Here is a 24,060-nt window from a genome sequence, read left to right as displayed (position 1 = left end):
GTTATGAATGTACCCTTTAGCTATGCATCACCGACGCTGAGCGTTGAGGCGTTAAAGCATTCTATTGCCTATAAGCTGATGTTTATCATCGGCAAAGATCCGGCCATCGCCAACAAGCATGAATGGCTTAACGCCACGCTGTTTGCCGTTCGCGATCGCATGGTGGAGCGCTGGTTGCGCTCCAACCGCGCGCAGCTCTCGCAGGAAGTGCGCCAGGTATACTATCTGTCGATGGAGTTCCTGATCGGCCGTACCCTCTCGAATGCCCTGCTGTCGCTCGGCATCTATGACGATGTGAGCAGCGCGCTGGCGGAGATGGGGCTCGATCTCGAAGAGCTGATCGATGAAGAGAACGACCCCGGGCTTGGCAACGGCGGTCTGGGCCGCCTGGCGGCCTGCTTCCTTGACTCCCTGGCGGCGCTAGGCCTGCCGGGACGCGGCTATGGGATCCGCTACGACTACGGGATGTTTAAACAGAATATCGTCGATGGCCGGCAAAAAGAGTCCCCTGACTATTGGCTGGAGTACGGTAACCCGTGGGAGTTTGAGCGCCACAATACCCGCTATAAAGTGCGCTTCGGCGGCCGCATTCAGCAGGAGGGGAAGAAAACCCGTTGGATTGAGACGGAAGAGATCATCGCTGAAGCCTACGACCAGATTATCCCCGGCTTTGACACTGACGCCACCAACACGCTGCGTCTGTGGAGCGCACAGGCCAGTAGCGAAATAAACCTCGGTAAGTTCAACCAGGGTGACTATTTCGCCGCGGTCGAGGATAAGAACCACTCCGAAAACGTATCCCGCGTGCTCTATCCGGACGACTCAACCTACTCCGGCCGCGAGCTGCGCCTGCGCCAGGAGTATTTCCTCGTCTCGGCCACGGTGCAGGATATCCTGAGCCGCCATTACATGTTGCATAAGACCTATGACAACCTGGCGGACAAGATTGCCATTCATCTGAATGATACCCACCCGGTGCTATCTATACCGGAGCTGATGCGCCTGCTTATCGATGAGCATAAATTCAGCTGGGACGAGGCGTTCGAAGTGACCTGCCAGGTCTTCTCCTATACCAACCATACCCTGATGAGCGAAGCGCTCGAGACCTGGCCGGTGGATATGCTGGGTAAAATTCTCCCGCGCCATCTGCAGATTATCTTTGAGATTAACGACTACTTTCTCAAGACCCTGCAGGAGCAGTATCCCAACGATACCGCGCTGCTCAGCCGTACCTCGATCATTGACGAGTCCAACGGCCGTCGCGTGCGGATGGCCTGGCTGGCGGTGGTGGTCAGCCACAAAGTCAACGGGGTGTCGGAGCTCCATTCCCGGTTGATGGTGGAGTCGCTGTTTGCCGAATTCGCTAAAATTTTCCCGATGCGCTTTACCAACGTGACCAACGGCGTCACGCCGCGCCGCTGGCTGGCGCTGGCCAACCCGCCGCTGTCGAAAGTGCTGGATGAGCATATCGGCCGCACCTGGCGGACCGATCTGAGCCAGCTTGACGAGCTGAAGCAGCATATCGACTATCCGACGGTCAACCAGGCAGTGCGTCAGGCTAAACTGGAAAACAAACAGCGGCTGGCCAGCTATATTGCGCAGCAGCTCAATGTGGTGGTGAATCCGAAGGCGCTGTTTGATGTGCAGATCAAACGCATTCACGAGTACAAACGCCAGCTGATGAATGTGCTGCACGTTATTACCCGCTATAACCGGATCAAAGCCGATCCGCAGGCCGAGTGGGTGCCGCGGGTGAATATTTTCGCCGGTAAGGCGGCTTCAGCCTACTACATGGCCAAGCATATTATTCACCTGATCAACGATGTGGCAGCGGTAATCAATAACGATCCGCAGATTGGCGACAAGCTGAAGGTGGTCTTTATCCCCAACTACAGCGTCAGCCTGGCGCAGCTGATCATTCCGGCAGCAGACCTGTCGGAACAGATCTCCCTCGCAGGCACGGAAGCTTCCGGCACCAGTAATATGAAGTTTGCCCTTAACGGCGCGCTGACTATCGGCACCCTCGACGGGGCGAACGTGGAGATGCAGGAGCACGTGGGCGAAGAGAATATCTTTATCTTCGGTAACACCGCGGAAGAGGTGGAGGAGCTGCGTCGCAGCGGCTATAAACCGCGCGAATACTACGAGCAGGATGAAGAGCTTCACCAGGCGCTGACCCAGATCGGTACCGGCGTTTTCAGCCCGTCGGAACCGGGGCGCTACCGCGACCTGCTGGATTCGCTGATTAACTTTGGCGACCACTACCAGGTGCTGGCGGACTATCGCAGCTATGTGGACTGCCAGGATCGCGTCGACGAGCTGTATCAACATCCGGAAGAGTGGGCCTATAAGGCGATGCTGAATATTGCCAACATGGGCTACTTCTCTTCCGACCGGACGATCCAGGAGTACGCGAAATATATCTGGCATATCGACCCGGTAAGGCTGTAAGCCAGTCAACGCAACACAACGGGGCCATTTGGCCCCGTTGTTTCATTATTGCGGTTGAACCTGGCCTCAGGCGTTTCCGCCGGCAGCGTTACGACGCTAACGACAGCTCAGACTTTCCCGCATGCTGCGCCAGCCATTCGCTGATGCGCGCCTGCTGCTCGCCATTCAGCCACATGCCCTGTTTGGTACGGCGCCAGATGGCGTCATCCAGGCTGCGCACCCATTCATGCTCAACCAGATACTTCAGCTCGGCTTCATAAAACTCATGGCCAAAATCTTCTCCCAGATCGCTCAGGGCGCTGGCTTCCTTCAGGATCCACTCGCTGTTGCTCCCGTAGGTGCGGGCATAATGGCGGGCCAGTGATTCGCTGATGAACGGGAAGCGACGGCGCAGTTTTGCCGCGTAGTCGTCGCGGTCGCCGCCGATATCGCCGCCGGGGAGCACCGCGGTTTTGGTCCATGCCGGGCCGATCCCTTTGTAATAGGGGGTCAGTTTTTCCAGCGCGTGCTCGGCCAGTTTGCGATAGGTGGTCAGCTTCCCGCCGAAGACGGAGAGCAGCGGCGCCTGGCCGTTCTCATCGTGAATATCCAGCGTGTAGTCGCGGGTGATCGCCTGCGGCGAATCCGACTCGTCGTCGCACAGCGGACGGACGCCGGAGTAGGTCCAGACGATATCGTCCTGGCTGAGGGTCTTTTTAAAGTGCGCGTTATAGACGTTCAGCAGGTAATTAATCTCTTTATCATCAATGGCCACCGCTTTCGGATCGCCCTTATACTCGACGTCCGTCGTGCCGATGATGGAGAACTCATCCATCCACGGGATAACAAACACAATACGTTTATCTTCGTTTTGCAGAATGTAGGCCTGCTTCTGGGTATGTACCCGCGGCACCACGATGTGGCTGCCCTTAATCAGGCGGATACCGTAAGGCGAGCGCAGATGCATCCCTTCGTCGAAGAACTGTTTGACCCATGGACCGGTGGCATTGACCAGACCGCGCGCCTTCCAGGTAAACTTCTCGCCGCTATCAATATCTTCCGCTTCCACCACCCACAGGCCATTCTCTCGTTTTGCCGAGATGGCGCGAGTGCGGGTGCGTACTTCGCCGCCTTTGCGGACGACCATCTGCGCGTTGGCCAGCACCAGGCGGGCATCGTCGACCCAGCAGTCGGAATATTCGAAACCGCGCACAATTTCCGGCTTAAGTACCGATTCTGCGCCAAAACGCAAGCCGGTGGATCCCGGCAGGCTGGTGCGTTTGCCCAGATGATCGTACATAAACAAGCCGATACGGATCATCCATGCTGGACGCAGATGCGGGCGATGAGGGAGACGAAAGCGCATCGGGAAGGCGATATGCGGGGCCATTTTTAACAGCACTTCGCGTTCGGCCAGCGCTTCGCTGACCAGGCGGAACTCATAGTGTTCGAGGTAGCGTAGCCCGCCGTGGATCAGTTTGGAACTGGCGCTGGAGGTGGCGCAGGCGAGATCGCGCGCTTCCAGCATCAGTACGGATAAACCACGCCCGGCGGCATCTGCCGCGATACCGGCACCGTTGATGCCTCCGCCTATCACAATCAGATCTTTGGTTTCCACGTTCTTACCCTCTCACACTTTCGTTTAAGCTCACAAATGCTCGATATCGCTCACTATAGCAAACAAACGCGCTTTTGGTAACATCAAAAAAACATTTTGGAGTGATGGGTGTAACATATTGGCGTTTCTTTACCGCCTGACGGTACACTACAGGGTAAAATTGGGCCGGCCATCGCCCGTCATGACGAGAAAGAGAAGAGAACCATGGAACAGTTTGAATGTATCAACGTTGAAGAAGCGCACCAGAAACTGCATCAGCAGACGGCGGTTTTGGTCGATATCCGCGATCCGCAAAGCTATGCGATGGGCCATACGCCGGGCGCGTTTCATCTGACCAACGATACGCTGGGCGCGTTTATGCGTGATCACGACTTTGACACGGCGGTGATGGTGATGTGCTATCACGGCAACAGCAGCAAGGGCGCCGCGCAGTATCTGCTGCAGCAGGGGTTTGATAAGGTCTACAGCGTTGACGGCGGGTTCGACGCCTGGCATCGCCATTTCCCGGCGGAAGTGGCGCACGGGACGTTTTAACGACTGGCAGGTATACTATCTCCCTTTGTGTGGAATAAGCGATTCGCTGCATGTTAATGATTACCTCTTTTGCCAACCCGCGCGTGGCCCAGGCGTTTGTCGATTATATGGCGACGCAGGGGATTATCCTGACTATCCAGCAGCACACCCAGAGCGACGTCTGGCTGGCTGATGAGAGCCAGGCCGGGCGCGTCAGGGCTGAGCTGGCGCGTTTTCTCGAAAACCCGGCGGACCCGCGCTATCTGGCGGCGAGCTGGCAGTCCGGGCAGACCAATAGCGGGTTGCGCTATCAGCGCTTTCCTTTCTTTGCCACGCTGCGGCATAACGCCGGCCCGTTCACCTGGGCGATTCTGCTAATCTGCATCGCGGTATTCATCCTGCAAAATCTGCTGGGCGATCAGCCGGTGATGATTTGGCTGGCCTGGCCCTACGATCCTTCGCTGCAGTTCGAAGCCTGGCGCTATTTCAGCCATGCTTTCATGCATTTCTCGCTGATGCATATTCTCTTCAACCTGCTATGGTGGTGGTATCTCGGCGGCGCGGTGGAAAAGCGCATCGGCAGCGGCAAGCTGGTGGTGATCACCGTCATCAGCGCCCTGCTGAGCGGCTTTGTGCAGCACCAGTTTAGCGGCCCGTGGTTTGGCGGCCTGTCGGGCGTGGTCTACGCGCTGATGGGCTATGTCTGGCTGCGGGGCGAGCGCGATCCGCAGAGCGGTATTTATCTGCAGCGCGGGTTAATACTCTTCTCTTTAGTGTGGTTAATTGCTGGCTGGTTTGATGTTTTCGGCATGGCGATCGCCAACGGCGCGCACGTGGCTGGTCTGGCGACCGGTCTGGCGATGGCGTTTGTCGATACCTTGCATGGGCGAAAACGCGCATAAAGACTTACCGACAGGGGTCGGGTAGGCGACATTTTTCCAGGGATATTTCATGAAACAAACACAACGTCATGACGCCATTATCGAGCTGGTAAAAAAACAGGGTTACGTCAGCACGGAAGAGCTGGTTGAGCAGTTTGCGGTCAGCCCGCAGACCATCCGCCGCGACCTGAACGATTTAGCCGAACAGAAAATGATCCTCCGCCACCACGGCGGCGCGGCGCTGCCCTCCAGCTCGGTGAACACCTCCTGGCACGATCGCAAAGCGACCCAGACGGCGGAGAAAGAGCGTATCGCCCGGCGGGTGGCCAGCGAGATCCCGGACGGGGCGACGCTGTTTATCGATATCGGCACCACGCCGGAAGCGGTGGCGCACGCCCTGCTCGATCACAACGATCTGCGGATTGTGACCAATAACCTTAACGTCGCCAACACGCTGATGGTGAAAGAGGACTTCCGCATTATTCTTGCCGGCGGCGAACTGCGCAGCCGCGACGGCGGGATCATCGGAGAAGCTACCCTCGACTTTATCTCGCAGTTCCGTCTCGACTTCGGCATTCTCGGCATCAGCGGCGTCGACAGCGATGGCTCGCTGCTGGAGTTTGATTATCATGAAGTGCGCACCAAGCGCGCGATCATTGAGAATTCACGCCACGTGATGCTGGTGGTGGACCATACTAAGTTTGGCCGTAACGCGATGGTCAACATGGGCAGCATCAGCATGGTCGATGCGGTCTATACCGACGTGCTGCCCCCGGCGGGCGTGCTGAAGGTCATTACCGATAACAACCTCCAGCTCGAGCTGTGCTAAACGGCAACGGCGTCGTCAGACGCCGTATCCCATCATCTTAAGCAGCTGCTGGGCATGCTGCACCGCGTCCTGACGGTGGGCGACGCCCAGTTTCTGATACAGATTGCGAATGTGGGTCTTGATAGTGGTGGCCGCCACGTCAAGCTCGCCGGCAATCTGCTCGTTGCTGTAGCCGGAATAGATTAAGCCAAGCACCTGCCATTCGCGCTGGGTCAGCGGGCTGGTGCGGATAAGCTCTGGCACCTCCGGGTGATTCAGCAGCCGCTCGACGAACCCTTCGTCAAAGTGGGCGAATTTGTGGCGATGATGTTGGTTGATGTCGCGCAGAATACGCTGGGCGCGATGCTGCTCCAGCTCCGGCAGGGTGTTCAGCTGGATCAGCTGGCGCAGCTGCTGGGCCATCGCCTCGCCCTCAATCACAAAGTGATTGATAAAGCCGGTGCGGTTGGCGAGCGTCAGGGCTTCCAGCAGGGCTTTCTGCGCTTCGCTCTTGCGTCCTGCCTGCCAGTACAGCTGGTTGAGCAGCAGCAGGTTGCGGTTGAGATCGCTCATCAAACGCAGCGAACGCGCATTTTCGTTCAGCTCTTCCAGCACCATTTCCGCGGGTTCGAAATCGCCCAGCAGGATCTGCGCGCGGGCAATATTGCGCCATTGGCTCTGCAGGAAGTGGTTATTGGCGAATTCCGGCTTCGGCGTCTGGCGCAGCCAGTTGGCCGCCGCGGTTTTATCGCCGGTCATCTGCCAGTAGATCACCCGCACCTTGTCGGCGTTGGAGACCCAGTCGCTGTGATAGTGACCATTACCGAGCAGGTTCTCCAGTCGGTTCAGGTGGCTGCGGGCATTATCCAGATCGCCGCGCGCTAGCGAGCATTGCACCATGAGCGCCAGGCACTGCAGCTGCTGCTGTGGTTGATAAGTTGAGAGAACCTCCATCCCCTGACGGGCGCAGGCTTCAGCTTCGTCGAGGCGCGCCCATGCCCACAGCAGCTGAGAGCGGATGCGCAACAGGAACTCATGCATCGGCAGCTGCTCAAGATGCTGTTCGCGTACCAGCTGGAAGGCTTTCTCCTGGCTCTCCCAGGCGGCCTGCAGGAAGCCCTGGGCGAACAGAATTTCGCTTTGCTGAATGATGCTCCACAGGGCGTAATGCCACACGTCGTGACGGCGGGCCATCTGTTCGGTCTGCTGCATCACGGCGAGAGATTTGGTCAGTTTACCCTTACAGTGGAGGACTTCGCCATGTACCGAGGTGGCGACGATGCGGCTGTAATAGTTGGCCAGCGGCAGCTCTTCCAGGGCCACCATCGACAGACGTTCCGCCTCGTCCTGGTCGCCGTCGTTAATCGCCACCTGCGCGCGCAGGGCGTTGAAATCGCCATGCATCGCGGTATCCATTTCGACGCTCATCTCCTGCTCGGCGCGCGCCAGCAGGGTGTTGACTTCGCTGTAGCGATGCTGGCTCTGCATCAGCCAGGCCTGCAGCAGGATCAGGCGCGGATTTTCCAGCAGATTTGACCAGGGCAGCGCCGACAGCGACTGCTCCAGCAGGCCCAGTTCGCTATGGTTAAACATGCCCCAGGCGTGATTGAGCAAGATATCGCGCAGCATTTTGGCATCGCCGGCCGCCAGCGCATGGTGGATGGCCTCGCTGGGGAAGCCTTGCGCCATCCAGCTTTCCGCCGCGGCGCGGTGGATCTCCGGCAGTTCAACCGCCAGCTCCCACTGACAGCGCTGGCGCAGGAAACTGCCAAACAGCGGGTGATAGCGGAACCATTCGCCGGAATCATCCATCCGCTGCAGGAACAGCCCCTGACGTTCGATCTCCTCCAGCTGCATCTGGCCATTCTCTTCGCCGGTGACGCGAACGATTAACGCGTCGTTCATTGAGCGCAGCAGCGAACTCTTCAGCAAAAAATTGCGCGTGCGGGCGTCGACGTTATCCAGCACTTCATCCACCAGATAATCCGACAGATGGCTGGCGTTAATCCCGGCGAGTCGGCGGGCGGAGTGTTGGGCGGAGGAGTTATTCTGGCGGGCGGAGAGGGCGATGAGCTGCAGCGCGGTGGCCCACCCGGCGACGTCGTCGCACAGCCGGCTGCTGTCGTCGGCTTCGATAGGCGACGTCAGACGGCAGTCGAAAAATTGTTTCGCTTCCTGGTGGGTAAAGGCCAGCTGCTGGCTGCCAATCTCCAGCAGCTGATCGCGGACGCGCAGGTTGGCAATCCCCAGCTGCGGCAGGTTCCGCGACAGGACCACGAGGGTCATATTCTCCGGCTGATGGCGGAGGAAAAAGCGCATCGCGTCATGGATCACCGGATTATTGATCAGATGGTAATCATCAATGACGAGGTACAGCGGGCGCTGCCAGTCGGCGAGTTCAATAAACAGCTGCGCAAAAAGAGAGGAGAGGCTGGCGTACTGGCGCTTTTGCACCATCGCTTCACTGGCCGCGCAGTGGTTGCCGGTGGCCTGCTGGATCGCCGCGATCAGATAACTGGCAAAACGCTCCTGCTGGTTGTCGCCTTCGTCCAGCGAAAACCACCCAAGATCGTTTTTACCTGCGGCCCACTGAGAAATGAGCGTTGTTTTACCGTACCCGGCAGGACTGGTGATCAGCACGAGACGATAATTGTTCGCGCCGGAAAGTTTCGCCAGTAAACGCTCACGAACCACGGTGTGTTCAAGGCGGACCGGACGACTTAATTTGGACGGAATCAACATAGTTCTACATTTCGCTGTGCAAGAGAGAGGTTGCGATTTTTTTTGCGCTTCGTAATTAATATCTAATAAGGTCGGTGATTATGAAATTTATTGCAAGTTATGTCCGAAGTTTATGCTCTTGAATTTGCTCTATGTCACAAATTTCGACATTGGTTGCGAATGGGGAAAAATCGCAGGCAGGACTCGTCATCAGCGGTTTTTAGCCGGTGGTGAGCGGAGCGGGGAGAGATTAATTTTATGTCTGAAGTAGTTGTTTGTTTTTATTAAATTATTGTCAGTGATTTCTTAGAAGTAATCTTTTTTGCGGGTTAATGTGATGAAATGTGCTTATTTTCCCGGAGGTCTCTATTTATTTTTTTAATAACCCTGCGAAGGGCGGGAAAATTTTTGCCGCGTATTGGCCTGTAACAAATTTTTGGTCGGCAGAAATGGCATCTCGACTGTCATACTGCGGTGATTTTTACAGCATATTTTGGCCTTCTCACCCACACTATAGTGGTCAGGATCACACTTTTCGCTCATCCCCGGCACTCCTCCCTGTCTAATCCCCGTCGGGATGAGGACGATGAATCGGGAGGTCGGCACACTAGCGCCATCGTTTTAGTAAAGGACCCGGATCTCATTATGTCACAGACTTCATTTAACAAAGCTCAGTTTCAGGCTGCACTGACGCGTCAGTGGCAGCGTTTTGGTTTACAGTCCGCTTCCGAGATGACGCAGCGTCAATGGTGGCGCGCCGTCAGCGGAGCGCTGGCGGAACTTCTGTCGGCGCAGCCGGTGGCAAAACCAGCGCAAGGACAGCGTCACGTTAACTACATCTCGATGGAGTTTCTGATTGGCCGCCTGACCGGCAACAACCTGCTCAACCTGGGCTGGTACGAGGGCGTGAGCGACGCGCTGAAAGGCTATGACGTCAACCTCACCGATCTGCTGGAAGAAGAGACCGACCCGGCGCTGGGTAACGGCGGCCTGGGCCGTCTGGCAGCCTGCTTCCTCGACTCCATGGCGACCGTGGGGCAGTCGGCGACCGGTTACGGCCTCAATTACCAGTATGGTCTGTTCCGCCAGTCCTTTGACGACGGCCAGCAGAAGGAAGCTCCGGACGACTGGGGCCGCAGCAGCTACCCGTGGTTCCGCCATAACGACGCGCTGGATGTCCAGGTCGGTATCGGCGGCAAAGTCAGTAAAAACGGCGAGTGGCAGCCGGCGTTCGTCATTACCGGCGAAGCCTGGGACCTGCCGGTGCTAGGCTATCGCAACAACGTCGCCCAGCCGCTGCGTCTGTGGCAGGCCAAACATGCTCATCCGTTTAACCTGACCAAATTCAACGACGGCGATTTCCTGCGCGCCGAGCAGCAGGGCATCGACGCGGAAAAACTGACCAAGGTGCTGTACCCGAACGACAACCATCAGGCCGGTAAAAAACTGCGCCTGATGCAGCAGTACTTCCAGTGCGCTTGCTCAGTGGCCGATATCCTGCGTCGTCATCATCTGGCAGGCCGCAAGCTGGCCGAGCTGGCGGATTACGAAGTGATCCAGCTGAACGATACGCACCCGACCATCGCCATCCCGGAGCTGCTGCGCGTGCTGATCGACGAGCACCAGTTGAGCTGGGATGACGCCTGGGCGATCACCAGCAAAACCTTTGCTTACACCAACCATACCCTGATGCCGGAAGCGCTGGAGTGCTGGGATGAGAAGCTGGTGAAAGCGCTGCTGCCGCGCCATATGCAGATCATTAAAGAGATTAACGACCGCTTTAAACTGCTGGTGGACAAAACCTGGCCGGGCGATAAGCAGGTCTGGGCGAAACTGGCGGTGGTGCATAACAAGCAGGTGCGGATGGCCAACATGTGCGTGGTGGGCGGTTTTGCCGTCAACGGCGTAGCGGCGCTGCACTCGGACCTGGTGGTGAAAGATCTGTTCCCGGAATATAACCAGCTGTGGCCGAACAAATTCCATAACGTGACCAACGGCATCACACCGCGCCGCTGGATCAAGCAGTGCAACCCGGCGCTGGCCACGCTGCTGGATGAGACGCTGAAAAAAGAGTGGGCCAATGACCTTGACCAGCTGATCAATCTGGAAAAATACGCTGACGATGCGGCGTTTCGTCAGACCTATCGCGATATTAAGCAGGCCAACAAAGTTCATCTGGCCGAGTTTGTGAAGCAGCGTACCGGGATTGAGATCAACCCGCAGGCGATTTTCGACATTCAGATCAAACGTCTGCACGAGTACAAGCGTCAGCACCTCAACCTGCTGCATATCCTTGCGCTGTACAAAGAGATCCGCGAAAACCCGCAGGCCGATCGCGTACCGCGCGTCTTCCTGTTCGGCGCTAAAGCGGCGCCGGGCTACTATCTGGCGAAGAACATTATTTTCGCCATCAACAAGGTAGCGGAAGCGATCAACAACGACCCGAAAGTCGGCGATAAGCTGAAAGTGGTCTTCCTGCCGGACTACTGTGTTTCGGCTGCGGAAAAACTGATCCCGGCGGCAGATATCTCCGAGCAGATCTCCACCGCGGGCAAAGAAGCCTCTGGCACCGGCAACATGAAACTGGCGCTGAATGGCGCGCTGACCGTCGGGACGCTGGATGGCGCCAACGTGGAAATCGCCGAGCAGGTCGGTGAAGAGAACATCTTTATCTTCGGCCACACGGTAGAAGAAGTGAAAGCCCTGAAAGCGAAAGGCTACGATCCGCTGAAATGGCGTAAAAAAGACAAACTGCTTGATGCGGTGCTTAAGGAGCTGGAGAACGGCACCTATAGCAACGGCGACAAGCATGCCTTCGACCAGATGCTGCACAGCCTGCTGCAGGGCGGCGACCCGTATCTGGTGCTGGCCGATTTCGAAGCCTACGTGGCGGCGCAAAAACGGGTAGATGAGCTGTATCGCGACCAGGAGGCCTGGACCCGCGCGACAATTCTCAACACCGCGCGCTGCGGCATGTTCAGCTCCGACCGCTCGATCCGCGATTATCAGCAACGTATCTGGCAGGCGAAACGCTAAAGGAAGGCCTATGGAGAGTAAACGCCTCGATAATGCCGCGCTGGCGGCGGGCATCAGCCCCAGCTATATCAACGCGCACGGCAAGCCGCAGTCTATTGCGGCTGTCACCAAACAGCGTCTACTGGATGCGATGCATCGCTCAACCGCCGCCACGAAAGTGGCGGTTAACCCGCTGCCGAACGTGAAGATCTTCACCCACGGCAAAACAATGTCGCTGCCGGTGGCAGGACGCGGTGAGTATCAGTGGATCCTGACCACTGAGGACGGTAAGCAGTATCAGGGTAAAACCCGCGGCGGCGAGACGCTGCCGCTGCCGGCCAAACTGCCGGAAGGGTATCACTCCCTGACGCTCACCCAGGAGGGGGAGCGCTGGCACTGCCGGACCATCGTCGCTCCGGCCCGCTGCTATGAGCCGCAGCCGCTGAAAGAGGGGAAAAAGCTGTGGGGCACCTGCGTGCAGCTGTATACCCTGCGGTCGGAGAAAAACTGGGGGATCGGCGATTTTGGCGATCTGCGCGCCATGCTGCCGGAAATCGCCCGCCGCGGCGGGTCGTTTATTGGTCTCAACCCGATCCATGCCCTCTATCCGGCGAACCCGGAGAGCGCCAGCCCCTATAGCCCGTCTTCACGTCGCTGGCTGAACGTTATCTACATCGACGTCAATGCGGTTGACGATTTCCAGCATAGCGAAGAGGCGCAGGCGTGGTGGCAGTCCGCAGCGACGCAGCAGGCCTTGCAGGCGGCGCGGCAAACGGATGATGTGGACTATACCGCGGTCACCACGCTGAAAATGACCGCGCTGCGTATGGCGTGGAAACGATTCTCTCGTCGTGAAGATGAGCAGATGACGGCGTTCCGCGAGTTTGTTCTGCGTGAAGGGGAAAGCCTTTACTGGCAGGCCGCTTTCGATGCGCTGCACGCCTGGCAGGTTCAACAGGACCCGCTGCGTTGGGGCTGGCCGGCCTGGCCGAAGGCCTTTCAGGATATCGACAGCCCGGAGGTGAAAGCCTTCTGCGTCGAGCATGAGGACGACGTCAGTTTCTATCTCTGGCTGCAGTGGCTGGCCTGGAGCCAGTTTGCCGCCTGCTGGGAAACCAGCCAGCGCGATGGGATGCCGATCGGCCTCTACCGCGATCTGGCGGTGGGCGTCGCCGAAGGCGGGTCGGAGACCTGGTGCGACCGTGAGCTGTACTGCCTGAAAGCGTCCGTGGGCGCGCCGCCGGATATTCTGGGTCCGCTGGGGCAGAACTGGGGCCTGCCGCCGATGGATCCGCATATTATTGCCGCTCGCGCCTATGAGCCGTTTATCGACCTGCTGCGCGCCAATATGCAGAACTGCGGCGCGTTGCGCATCGATCACGTGATGTCAGTGCTGCGTCTGTGGTGGATCCCCTATGGTGAAACCGCCGACCATGGCGCTTACGTTCAGTATCCCGTCGACGATCTGCTGTCGCTTCTGGCGCTGGAAAGCCAGCGTCATCGCTGCATGGTGATCGGCGAAGATCTGGGCACGGTACCGGTGGAGATCGTCAGCAAGTTACGCAACAGCGGCGTCTATTCTTATAAGGTGCTCTATTTTGAGAGCGATGCAGAGAAAACGTTCCGCGCGCCGGCGCTGTACCCGGAGCAATCAATGGCTGTGGCGACGACGCACGACCTGCCCACCCTCCGCGGCTACTGGGAAAGCGGCGATCTGACGTTAGGTAAAGCGCTGGGTCTCTATCCTGATGAGGTGGTGCTGCGCGGCCTGTACCAGGACCGTGAGCTGGCGAAACAAGGGCTGCTGGATGCGCTGCATAAGTACGGCTGTCTGCCCAAGCGTGCCGGTCATAAGGCCTCCCTGATGAGCATGACGGGGATCCTCAACCGGGGGATGCAACGTTATATTGCCGACAGCAACAGCGCCCTGCTGGGCCTGCAGCCGGAAGACTGGCTGGAGATGGCGTCGCCGGTCAATATTCCGGGCACCAGCACCGAGTACCCGAACTGGCGCCGGAAGCTTTCCGTCACCCTTGAGCAGATGTTTGCCGATGAACAGGTCAATAAGCTGATTAAGGATCTGGATAAACGGCGCAAGGCGGCGAGCAAAAAAGCCGCCTCCTGATGACTCCCCGCCGCGCGCTCCTCTGCGCGGCGAAGAGGATGTCCGATAAAAAAGGCCGGTCCGCATCATGCGGACCGGCCTTTTTCTGTGGCGGGAGTAACCTTAGACCACCATCCCCAGCAGCAGACAGCCTACCAGGCCGCAGACCGAGATAATGGTTTCCAGCACCGACCAGGACCTGATGGTCTCGCCGATGGTCAGGTTAAAGTACTCTTTGAACAGCCAGAAGCCCGGATCGTTCACGTGGGAGAAGATAACGCTGCCGGAGCCAACCGCGATAACCATCAGCTCAGGGCTGACGCCGGTGGTGGCGATCAGCGGCGCGGCGATCCCGCCCGCGGTGATGGCGGCAACGGTCGCCGAACCCAGCGCGATACGCAGTACCGCGGCGATGGACCATGCCATAAACAGCGGAGACATATTCGATTCGTGCATGATAGAAGCGATGTATTTATCCATGCCGCTATCCACCAGCACCTGTTTGAAGGCGCCGCCGCCGCCGATGATCAACAGCATCATGGCGATGATTTTAATAGAAGAGGTCAGGGTGTCGTTGATCTGCTCCATGGAGCGGCCGCGGTTCAAACCGAAGGTGAACAGGGCGATCAGTACCGCAATCAGGGTGGCCATGACCGGGTCGCCGAAGAATTCGGCAATCGGCAGGAAGGCGTGGCCCTTCGGCAGGATCATCTCGGCCACGGCGCGCATCGCCATCAGGATCACCGGAACCAGCGAGGTCCAGACGCTGACGCCAAAGCCAGGCATCTCTTCTTCAGTGAACACTTTCGGGTTATGCAGGCCTTCCGGGATCGGCTTATCAATGCCTTTCAGGAAACGGGCGAAAACCGGGCCGGCGAGAATAACCGTCGGGATAGCCAGAATGGTGCCGTAGAGCAGCGTTTTACCCATATCGGCGTGGAAGATGGTGGCGATCGCGGTCGGACCCGGGTGCGGCGGCAGGAAGCCATGGGTGACGGAGAGCGCGGCAGCCATCGGTACGCCGACGTACAGCAGCGGAATACGGGCCGAGGCGGCGATGGTAAACACCAGCGGCAGCATCAGTACGAAGCCCACTTCATAGAACAGGGCGAAACCGACGGTGAAGCCGGTCAGGACCACCGCCCATTGAATATGCTTCTTACCGAACTTATTGATAAGCGTGGTGGCGATACGCTGAGCGCCGCCGCAGTCTGCCAGCAGCTTACCGAGCATAGCGCCGAAGCCCATGATCAGCGCGAGGCTGCCAAGGGTGCCGCCAACGCCGTTTTTGATGGAAACGATCACTTTATCCAGTGGCATACCCTGCATTAATCCGACGGCGAGCGCCACCAGAACCAGCGCAATGAAGCCGTTCATTTTGAAACGGATCATTAACAGCAATAACAGGGCAACCCCGATAGCAACGATGACTAATGGCATGATTTACCTGGCCTTAATTTGTTATGGGTAACGTCAAAGTTTGAACCTGTAGAGCATCCGCTCCGTCAGGGAGCAAAATAGTCTGGCACCGTAAACGCTTGCATTATCCTTACCCAGAGAAAGGATAGCTGGCTATTTTTTTGCCGGTGGTGCCTGAAGTGGATGATACGGGTAACATGTGAGGGTTGAGAATCACCTGACCGGGGAAAATGTTAAATATGAGACTTAAGTCATACTCTTTCCCCGGTTTTTGCCGGTCGTTTAGTAAGAGATGTTGCGCGGTAACACAGAAAGGAGCAAGGAGAGCCGGCGACAGGGTGCCGCCGGAGGAAAGGCTTAGTAGTAGGAGTGCTCGCCGCGCTGGTGCTCGGTCAGATCGCGAACCCCTTTCAGCTCTGGAAACTCGTTCAGCAGCTGTTTTTCAATACCTTCTTTCAGGGTTACGTCGACCATCGAGCAGCCATTGCATCCGCCGCCGAACTGCAGGATAGCCAGACCGTCGTCGGTGATCTCCATCAGCGACACGCGACCGCCGTGGCCGGCCAGCTGCGGGTTAATCTGCGACTGCAGCAGGTACTCGACGCGCTCCATCAGCGGGGCATCGTCAGCGACTTTGCGCATTTTGGCGTTCGGCGCTTTCAGGGTCAGCTGCGAGCCAAGCTGGTCGGTGACGAAATCAATTTCAGCGTCTTCCAGATAGGGCGCGCTGAGCTCATCGACATAGGCGGTCAGCTGTTCAAATTTCAGCGCCGTGTCGGTGTCTTCCACCGCATCCGGTGGGCAGTAGGATACGCCGCACTCAGCGTTTGGGGTGCCGGGATTAATCACAAATACGCGAATTTGCGTCCCTTCTTCCTGATTTACCAGCAGTTTGGCAAAGTGCGCTTGTGCAGCATCGGAAATACGGATCATAGCGTTGGCCTAATAGTTGACTATTTTACTGGGTTATAATACGCCCATCAGCGGGGGTCTACAAGGTACGGCATATACACCATACCTGAACCGTCGCGGCGCCGTTTCGCAAAAGCAGGCGGGATATCTCGGCGACGGTGCTGCCGGTCGTGACGACATCATCCACCAGAGCGATATGGAGTCCCTGGACGGCAAATTCAAGCTGAAAGGCATTTTTCAGGTTCTGCCTGCGCAGGCGGGCATTGAGCGAATGCTGCACGGCGCCCGCTCGCTGGCGCGTCAGGCCGTCGCGACGCCAGACGCACCCACGCCAGCGGGCCAACGGTCGGCACAGCTCATCGCACTGATTATAACCCCGGCGCCAGCGGCGGCGATGCCACAGCGGCACGCCGACCAGCGCGTCTACCGGCGGCAAATCGTCGCGCTGTTTAAGGCGCAGCAGCAGCAGGCGCGCCAGGGCGGGGCCCAGTTCCGGACGATGGTGAAACTTCAGCTGCCGCACCAGGTCGCTCAGCGGCGAACGATAGTCATTGACCGCCACCATTCGATGCCAGGGCGGCGGCTTTTGCAGGCAGCGGCCGCAGGGATGCCGGGACATTGCCGCCGGCAGGCCGCACTGCGGGCAGAGCGGGGGGCAGGCGAGCAGGGCGCGGCTGCAGCGAGAGCAGATCCCCCAGCGGGCGACCGCCAGCGGCATTTGGCATAGCCAGCATAAGCTGTGTGCTGTTAGCATATTTGGCCTTCTGTCCAGTAAAAAAGAGAACGGTAACGGATGAACGACATCTGGTGGCAAACAATCGGCGAAGGTGATTGTCATCTTGTGCTGCTGCACGGTTGGGGACTGAACGCTCAGGTCTGGGATTGCATCACGCCGCAGCTGGCTTCGCATTTTACCCTTCACCTGGTGGACCTGCCTGGCTATGGCCGTAGCGGCGGGTTTGGGGCGATGTCACTGGAGGCGATGGCGCAGCGGGTGCTGGAGCAGGCTCCGCCTCAGGCGGTGTGGCTGGGCTGGAGCCTGGGCGGGCTGGTGGCCAGCCAGGTCGCGATTATGCGTCCGCAACGGGTGCAGGCGCTGGTAACGGTTGCCTCTTCCCCCTGTTTCGCGGCTCATGAGGACTGGCCCGGCATCAAGCCGGAGGTGCTGGCCGGATTTCAGCAGCAGCTGAGCGAGGATTTCCAGCGCACCGTCGAGCGGTTCCTCGCACTGCAAACCATGGGCACGGAGAGCGCCCGTCAGGATGCGCGGGCGTTAAAGCAGGCGGTGCTCTCGCTGCCGATGCCTTCCGCTGAGGCGCTGAACGGCGGTCTGGAGATCCTCAGAACCGTCGATCTGCGCCAGGCGCTGGTCGGGCTGCCGATGCCGTTTCTGCGGCTGTACGGTCGACTGGACGGGTTGGTGCCGCGCAAGATTGTCCCGCTGCTGGATAAGCTATGGCCGGAAAGCGAGTCAATTCTCTTTGACAAGGCAGCGCATGCGCCGTTTGTTTCCCATCCCGCAGCCTTTTGCGAGCCGCTGATGGCGCTCAAAAAACGGCTGGAGTAATTTTTTTTGCCGCGCCATGGTAAAAGGGCCATTCACAGCAATACTTAGGTTGTTACGGTGGTTGATTATTTCATTCCGCCACCGTGACCTACAATAACAACCTAATGGAGAGTAGAGGCTATGAAACTTGTTACAGGAATGGTTGCATCTCTGGTGATTGGCTGTCTTTCTTTTGGCGCATTCGCAGCGAAAGAGATCCAAAAAGAGGACGTGGCGAAGATGAATCTGACCAAGGTCGGCAGCATCACGACCTCAAGGACGACCTCGCCGATGGACGCCCGACGCGATCTGTCGAAAAAAGCTGATGAGCTGGGTGGAAAATACTTTGTGGTGATTGCCGGGCAGAAAAACGAAAAAACCGTTCACGCTAACGCTGACGTGTATAAATAATCCAGTCATAAAAAACGGGCCTGTTGGCCCGTTTTTCTCTGCTGTCACACTCGTTTTACCTCATGGCGCTGGCTGGCCTTACTCCCTTCATCGCAGCGCCCACCACTCCTGCTGGCACGCCGCTTTCCCTTCAGGACAGCTTTTACAGCTGCCGGAGAGGCAGCCCTCGCTCGTTTCGCTGATCCGTACCACCTTGCCCATGGCTTCCATGCGTTCGAGCATGGCGTCAATCAGCGGCTGAGGCGTCCGCAGGCGGGCGCTGAGCTGTTTCGCCTCCATGCGGCCCTGCAGGGCCAGCATATCGCGGACTTCCATTAACGACGCCACCGCTCCTCCTTAGTGGCAATCGCCAGCCGGGCTGGAACAGCAGGAGGTCGGCGTTTTCCGGGTGGCCAGCAGCGAGACGTCAACCCGGCTGCGCGCCCGACGCAGCAGACCGAAGAGCACCACGTTGAATAATACCACCGCCAGGATACACGCCAGGCTGTAGCGCGGATGGTCGCTAAAGCTGACGGTCTGGTAGTAGAGCGTCGAGAGCGAATAGGCGATATTCAGCCCCCACAGAATGGAGAAGGTCATCCAGCCGCGGCTCGATTCGCGGGCGATGGCGCCCATCACCGAGATGCAGGGGATGTAGAGCAGAACGAAGATCAGATAGCTGTAAGCCGCCGCGGCGCTGCCAAATTTACTGCCCATCACGCCCATCGCGCCGGTGGCCATTTCGCCATCGCCTTTGCTGGCTTCGATGGGGTTGGCCAGGACGCTGAGGCTGAAGGTGTCTTTCAGTCCCTGCCATGTCTCGTCGACGGCCGCCAGCAGTTCTTCGCCGAGGCTGAAGGTCTGCGGATTGAACTCCTCGTTCTGGATATCTTCGGCGGTATAGAGGGTGTTCAGCGTACCGACCACCACCTCCTTCGCCATCGCGCCGGTAAACAGGCCCACGGTGGCCTGCCAGTTATCTTCATGCACGCCGATCGGTTTAAACACCGGAGTAATGACCCGGCTCACCGAGGCCAGCGCGGAGTCGTTGATGTTGTCGACGACCTTACCGCTCAGCGAGAAGCTGTTCAGCGCGCTGAGGAAGATGCTGACAATGACGATCACCTTCCCGGCGCGCAGCACAAAGCCTTTCAGGCGCTGCCAGGTCTGGATAATCAGGCTCTTGATATGCGGGACGTGGTACACCGGCAGCTCCATCACGAACGGCGAGGCTTCGCCGCGCATAATGGTGTGCTTCAGCATCAGGCCGGTGAGAATGGCCATCACAATGCCCAGCACGTAGAGCGAGAAGACCGCCAGCGCGCCGTTCTGACCAAAGAACGCGGCCGCGAAGACGGCGAAGATCGCCAGCCGCGCGCCGCAGGACATAAACGGCGCCATCATAATGGTCATCAGACGTTCGCGCGGGGCGTCGAGGGTGCGGGCGCCCATCACCGACGGCACGTTACAGCCGAAACCGACAATCAACGGGACAAAGGATTTTCCCGGCAGGCCGAGAGCTTGCATCAGGCGGTCCATGACAAAGGCGGCGCGCGCCATGTAGCCGGAGTCCTCAAGGAAAGAGAGGAACAGATACATCATGCCGATCTGCGGCACCAGCGGCAGCACGGTGTTGATACCGCCGCCGATCCCCTGGGCGAGGAACACGGTCAGCCAGTCCGGGAAGTGCAGGGTGTAGCCCAGCCATTGAATACCGTGAATAAAGACCGCGACCGAGCCGGCGTCAAAAATCGGCTGCAGCGCGCCGCCGATGTTGATCGCCAGCAGGAACATCAGATACATGACAAAGAGAAAAATCGGCAACCCGAGGAAGCGGTTGAGGATCACCTTGTCCATCGCCGCGGTAAAGCGGCTTGGCTCGGCGGTCAGGGTGTTGCTGACGGCGTCGCAAATGGCGGCGATGGTCTGATAGCGCGCGTCAGCGATATGCAGCGCCGGGTCGTCGATCTCGTCGCTAAGATTCGCCAGGGCGATATCCAGTTTATCGGCGGCGTCGCCGGCATAGGCCCGGCTGTAGATGTCGCCCTCCAGCATCTGCAGACCGAGCCAGCGCCGTTGCTTGACCGGGATCTGCGCTGACATCTGCTGCGCCAGCAGGTCAGCTTCGCGCAGCAGCGGCTGCGGATAATGGACCAGCTCAATATCGCTGTTCGCCTGATGACGGTCGAGGGCAATCTTCAGCGCTTCGATCCCGCGTCCGCGGGTCGAAACCAGCGGAATGACCGGGCAGCCGAGGCGCGCGGCGAGGGCATCGATATCGATACGCACCTGCTGCTTTTTGGCAATATCCAGCATGTTCAGCGCCACGACGCAGGGGATCCCCAGCTCAAGCAGCTGCAGCGTCAAATAGAGGTTTCGCTCGAGGTTGGAGGCGTCGACCACGTTAATCAGCATGTCGGCCTCGCCGCTGAGGATGTAGTGGCAGGCGATCTGCTCGTCCAGCGAGGTCTGCGAAGAGATGGTGGTCAGAGAGTAGGTCCCGGGGAGGTCAACCAGCGTGACATGGTGGTCAGTGGTGGCGAACACGCCCTCTTTACGCTCAACGGTGACCCCGGCCCAGTTGCCCACGCGCTGGCGGGCGCCGGTCAGTTGATTAAATAAAGTGGTCTTGCCGGAATTAGGATTACCAATTAAACCAACGGTTAATTTTTTCATATTTCAGACTCTTGTGCCGGGCCAGCCGTTATTGTGCAACCGCTTCCAGTTCGATTAAGGCGAGATCTTTTTTGCGTAATACCAGACTGACGCGTCGGGTTTCAATATGAACAGGATCGCCGAGCGGCGCCACGCGCACCACATGAAAAGAGGATCCGGGCAGCATGCCGAGGGAGAGCAATTTTTGACGGTATGCTGGGCTAATATCGCGGGAGAATCCAATGATTTTCCACGCACTATCAGGTGTGAATTGCATAGGGCCTACTTGTCTATCGCTAACCGAAGATGAATTGACCGGGCGTCGGGATGTCACCGCGCCGGATACCATAGCCAACGAAAAAAGAAAAAATCATTCTGAAAGTGATGATAATGAGAATGGTTTTTATCATCAATACATATGATGCGATCAACGCTATTTTTAAAGCGGAAATCACTTTTTTATTGATGTGCCGCAAAATCTGTCTGTGATCGAAAATGCACGAAATATTATTTCGGCGATCTAATGTTTAATTAAGGTTTCTTAAGTTAACGAAATGAAAATATTAATTTCGCTGTCTTCAGGCGTGGAATAAAAACAGGTTATCAGAAACAACTGAACCTGTTTTGCGCGTGATGGCGATGGCCTGGTCATGAAAAGAAAACTGCCCCTGAAAAGGGGCAGGGTGGGATTAGCGTTTTTTACCCATCGCCGCCGCGAGGGCATCCATCATCGCGCTGTTGCCGGCAGGCTGCGCGTCGCGACCGCGAGGTTTGGCGGCTTTCGCGGCCGGGCGGTTGCCCTGCGGGCGATCCTGACCGCCGCCGCGGCGGGCGTTGCTGTCGCCCGGCTGCTCGTCGAGACGCATGGTCAGGGCGATACGCTTACGCGGCAGATCGACTTCCATGACCTTGACCTTCACGATGTCGCCCGCTTTCACCACGGTGTGCGGATCTTCAACAAACTTGTCAGAAAGCGACGAAATGTGGACCAGTCCGTCCTGATGGACGCCGATATCGACAAATGCGCCGAAGTTGGTGACGTTGGTGACGGCCCCTTCCAGAATCATCCCCGGCAGCAGATCGTTCATGGTCTCTACGCCGTCGGCGAACTTCGCTGTCTTAAACTCCGGACGCGGGTCGCGGCCCGGTTTTTCCAGCTCTTTGATGATGTCGGTCACGGTCGGTACGCCGAACTTCTCATCGGTGAAATCCACGGCCTTCAGGTGGCGCAGCGCACTGCTATTGCCCATCAGATCTTTCAGCGCCTGCTGGGTAGCGGCCAGAATGCGTTCGACCACCGGGTAGGCTTCCGGGTGAACGGTGGAGGCATCCAGCGGGTTGTCGCCGTGGTTGATACGCAGGAAGCCGGCGCACTGTTCAAAGGCTTTCGGCCCCAGGCGGCTGACCTTCAGCAGCTGCTGGCGGTTCTGGAACTGGCCGTTCTCGTCGCGCCAGGCGACGATGTTCTGTGCCATCATGCGGGTCAGGCCGGCCACGCGGGTCAACAGCGGCACGGAGGCGGTATTCAGGTCAACGCCGACGGCGTTCACGCAGTCTTCCACCACCGCGTCCAGCTTACGCGCCAGCTGGGTCTGGCTGACATCGTGCTGATACTGGCCGACGCCAATGGATTTCGGGTCGATTTTCACCAGCTCGGCCAGGGGATCCTGCAGACGGCGGGCGATGGAGACCGCGCCACGCAGCGACACGTCGAGGTCAGGGAACTCCTGCGCCGCCAGCTCGGAGGCGGAGTAAACGGAAGCCCCGGCTTCGCTGACGATCACCTTCTGGGCGGTGACCTTCGGGAACTGTTTCTGCACGTCGAGGAAGAAACGCTCGGTTTCACGCGAGGCGGTGCCGTTGCCGATCGCCACCAGCTCGACGTTGTGCTTCTCGCACAGCGCCGCCACGACAACCGCCGCTTTAGCCGCCTGGCCGGTGTGGGGGTAGATGGTATCGGTGGCCACCAGTTTGCCGGTACCGTCAACCACGGCCACTTTCACCCCGGTGCGCAGGCCCGGGTCAAGGCCCATGGTAGCGCGCAGCCCGGCGGGCGCAGCCATCAGCAGGTCGTGCAGGTTGCGGGCGAAGACGTTAATAGCTTCGTCTTCGGCGCGCTCGCGCACAGTGCCCATCAGCTCGGTTTCGAGATGCATCAGGACTTTGATCCGCCAGGTCCAACTGACGACGCCTTTACGCCAGCTGTCCGCCGGGGCGTTATTCAGGCGCAGGCCCAGATGGTCGATAATAATCTGCTCGCCGTGGCTCTCTTTCGGCGGCTCGTCAAACTGCGGGTCAGCGTTTAAAGAGAGCTGCAGGACGCCTTCGTTGCGACCGCGGAACATCGCCAGCGCGCGATGCGACGGCACGGTGGCGATCGGTTCATGGTGATCGAAGTAGTCGCGGAATTTGGCGCCTTCCTCTTCTTTGCCGCTGACGACGGTGGAGACCAGGTGGGCGTTTTTCCACAGATAGTCACGGACCTTCGCCAGCAGCGCGGCGTCTTCGGCAAAACGCTCCATCAGGATATAGCGCGCGCCATCCAGCGCCGCTTTGCTGTCGGCCACGCCTTTATCGGCATCAATATATTTTGCGGCTTCCGTTTCCGGATCGTGGGACGGTTCGTTCCACAGCAGGTCAGCCAGCGGCTCCAGCCCGGCTTCGATGGCGATCTGCCCGCGGGTACGGCGCTTCGGCTTGTACGGCAGGTAGAGATCTTCCAGTTCAGTTTTGCTGAGCGTGGTGTTGATGGCTTTTTCCAGCGCGTCGGTCAGTTTGCCCTGTTCAGCGATGGATTTGAGGATCGCCTGACGACGGTCTTCCAGTTCGCGCAGATAGCCGAGGCGGGTTTCCAGATTACGCAGCTGCGTGTCATCCAGACCGCCGGTGACTTCTTTACGATAACGTGCAATAAACGGCACGGTGTTCCCTTCATCAAGCAGGCGAACGGCAGCTTCTACCTGTTCGGCTCTGGCCTGAAGTTCACCCGCAATAATGCGGCAGAGCGAATCATTCATCATGGCTTTTAATTCATCTTTAGGGTCAAAA

At 58.3% G+C, this 24,060-nt stretch carries 17 protein-coding genes; 8 read left to right on the top strand and 9 right to left on the bottom strand.

The window, feature by feature from the left end; genetic code table 11:
• Positions 1-3: 3 nt before the first annotated feature.
• Positions 4-2,451 carry a glycogen phosphorylase gene (gene glgP / locus GQR96_RS23065; protein ID WP_004202135.1) on the top strand — a complete coding sequence of 816 codons (2,448 nt, stop codon included), beginning with the start codon at positions 4-6 and terminating at the stop codon, positions 2,449-2,451.
• Between the two features lie 88 nt (positions 2,452-2,539).
• Here the strand turns inward: glgP and glpD are convergent, their stop codons facing one another.
• Positions 2,540-4,048: a glycerol-3-phosphate dehydrogenase gene (glpD, locus tag GQR96_RS23060; RefSeq protein WP_032456687.1), complete on the bottom strand. Its 1,509-nt coding sequence runs from the start codon at positions 4,046-4,048 to the stop codon at positions 2,540-2,542.
• A 204-nt stretch (positions 4,049-4,252) separates the two neighbouring features.
• On the opposite strand from glpD, the gene glpE reads away from it, so the two are divergent.
• The 3 genes from glpE to GQR96_RS23045 are packed head-to-tail and all read left to right on the top strand — an operon-like array spanning position 4,253 to position 6,271.
• Positions 4,253-4,582, top strand: a complete 330-nt coding sequence (gene glpE / locus GQR96_RS23055) for a thiosulfate sulfurtransferase GlpE (RefSeq protein ID WP_004202138.1) — start codon at positions 4,253-4,255, stop codon at positions 4,580-4,582.
• Positions 4,583-4,632: 50 nt separating this feature from the next.
• Positions 4,633-5,463: a rhomboid family intramembrane serine protease GlpG gene (glpG, locus tag GQR96_RS23050; RefSeq protein WP_004151408.1), complete on the top strand. Its 831-nt coding sequence runs from the start codon at positions 4,633-4,635 to the stop codon at positions 5,461-5,463.
• Positions 5,464-5,512: 49 nt separating this feature from the next.
• Positions 5,513-6,271, top strand: a complete 759-nt coding sequence (locus GQR96_RS23045) for a DeoR/GlpR family transcriptional regulator (RefSeq protein ID WP_002920548.1) — start codon at positions 5,513-5,515, stop codon at positions 6,269-6,271.
• A 15-nt stretch (positions 6,272-6,286) separates the two neighbouring features.
• Here the strand turns inward: GQR96_RS23045 and malT are convergent, their stop codons facing one another.
• Positions 6,287-8,992 carry an HTH-type transcriptional regulator MalT gene (gene malT, locus GQR96_RS23040; protein WP_004202139.1) on the bottom strand — a complete coding sequence of 902 codons (2,706 nt, stop codon included), beginning with the start codon at positions 8,990-8,992 and terminating at the stop codon, positions 6,287-6,289.
• A gap of 624 nt (positions 8,993-9,616) precedes the next feature.
• On the opposite strand from malT, the gene malP reads away from it, so the two are divergent.
• Both malP and malQ read left to right on the top strand, forming a co-directional pair.
• Positions 9,617-12,007: a maltodextrin phosphorylase gene (malP, locus tag GQR96_RS23035; RefSeq protein WP_004202140.1), complete on the top strand. Its 2,391-nt coding sequence runs from the start codon at positions 9,617-9,619 to the stop codon at positions 12,005-12,007.
• A gap of 10 nt (positions 12,008-12,017) precedes the next feature.
• A complete protein-coding gene (gene malQ / locus GQR96_RS23030) occupies positions 12,018-14,111 on the top strand; it encodes a 4-alpha-glucanotransferase (RefSeq protein ID WP_065903834.1) in 2,094 nt (697 codons plus the stop codon).
• 102 nt (positions 14,112-14,213) lie between these two features.
• On the opposite strand, the gene gntT is transcribed toward malQ, so the two are convergent.
• From gntT to gntX, 3 genes are all read right to left on the bottom strand, one after another.
• Positions 14,214-15,530, bottom strand: a complete 1,317-nt coding sequence (gene gntT / locus GQR96_RS23025) for a gluconate transporter (RefSeq protein ID WP_004202142.1) — start codon at positions 15,528-15,530, stop codon at positions 14,214-14,216.
• A gap of 336 nt (positions 15,531-15,866) precedes the next feature.
• The gene (gene nfuA, locus GQR96_RS23020) at positions 15,867-16,442 is read right to left on the bottom strand and encodes a Fe-S biogenesis protein NfuA (RefSeq protein WP_069734273.1); all 576 of its coding nucleotides are present in this window, start codon (positions 16,440-16,442) and stop codon (positions 15,867-15,869) included.
• A 58-nt stretch (positions 16,443-16,500) separates the two neighbouring features.
• Entirely contained in the window at positions 16,501-17,175 is a 675-nt protein-coding gene (gntX, locus tag GQR96_RS23015; protein WP_048295667.1) for a DNA utilization protein GntX, read from the bottom strand.
• Positions 17,176-17,214: 39 nt separating this feature from the next.
• On the opposite strand from gntX, the gene bioH reads away from it, so the two are divergent.
• Together bioH and GQR96_RS23005 are read left to right on the top strand one after the other, a co-directional pair.
• Complete coding sequence (gene bioH / locus GQR96_RS23010) at positions 17,215-17,988, top strand: pimeloyl-ACP methyl ester esterase BioH (RefSeq protein WP_017899964.1); 774 nt, start codon at positions 17,215-17,217, stop codon at positions 17,986-17,988.
• 120 nt (positions 17,989-18,108) lie between these two features.
• On the top strand, positions 18,109-18,378 hold the full coding sequence (locus GQR96_RS23005) for a YdgH/BhsA/McbA-like domain containing protein (protein WP_004202149.1): 270 nt from the start codon (positions 18,109-18,111) through the stop codon (positions 18,376-18,378).
• 87 nt (positions 18,379-18,465) lie between these two features.
• Here the strand turns inward: GQR96_RS23005 and feoC are convergent, their stop codons facing one another.
• The 4 genes from feoC to GQR96_RS22985 form a co-directional block, all read right to left on the bottom strand.
• A complete protein-coding gene (gene feoC, locus GQR96_RS23000) occupies positions 18,466-18,705 on the bottom strand; it encodes a [Fe-S]-dependent transcriptional repressor FeoC (protein ID WP_004202151.1) in 240 nt (79 codons plus the stop codon).
• 9 nt (positions 18,706-18,714) lie between these two features.
• Positions 18,715-21,033, bottom strand: a complete 2,319-nt coding sequence (feoB, locus tag GQR96_RS22995; RefSeq protein WP_236948537.1) for a Fe(2+) transporter permease subunit FeoB — start codon at positions 21,031-21,033, stop codon at positions 18,715-18,717.
• Between the two features lie 28 nt (positions 21,034-21,061).
• Entirely contained in the window at positions 21,062-21,289 is a 228-nt protein-coding gene (gene feoA, locus GQR96_RS22990; RefSeq protein ID WP_004202154.1) for a ferrous iron transporter A, read from the bottom strand.
• Positions 21,290-21,701: 412 nt separating this feature from the next.
• Positions 21,702-24,032, bottom strand: coding sequence for a Tex family protein (locus tag GQR96_RS22985; RefSeq protein WP_023319252.1), 2,331 nt, complete (start codon positions 24,030-24,032; stop codon positions 21,702-21,704).
• Between the last annotated feature and the right edge of the window lie 28 nt (positions 24,033-24,060).

The sequence above is a fragment of the Klebsiella sp. PCX genome, from assembly GCF_021869705.1.
GTDB classification, from domain to species: Bacteria; Pseudomonadota; Gammaproteobacteria; order Enterobacterales; family Enterobacteriaceae; genus Klebsiella; species Klebsiella quasipneumoniae.
Note: the sequence above shows the minus strand (reverse complement) of the source record. Positions and strands in the feature narration are given on the sequence as shown.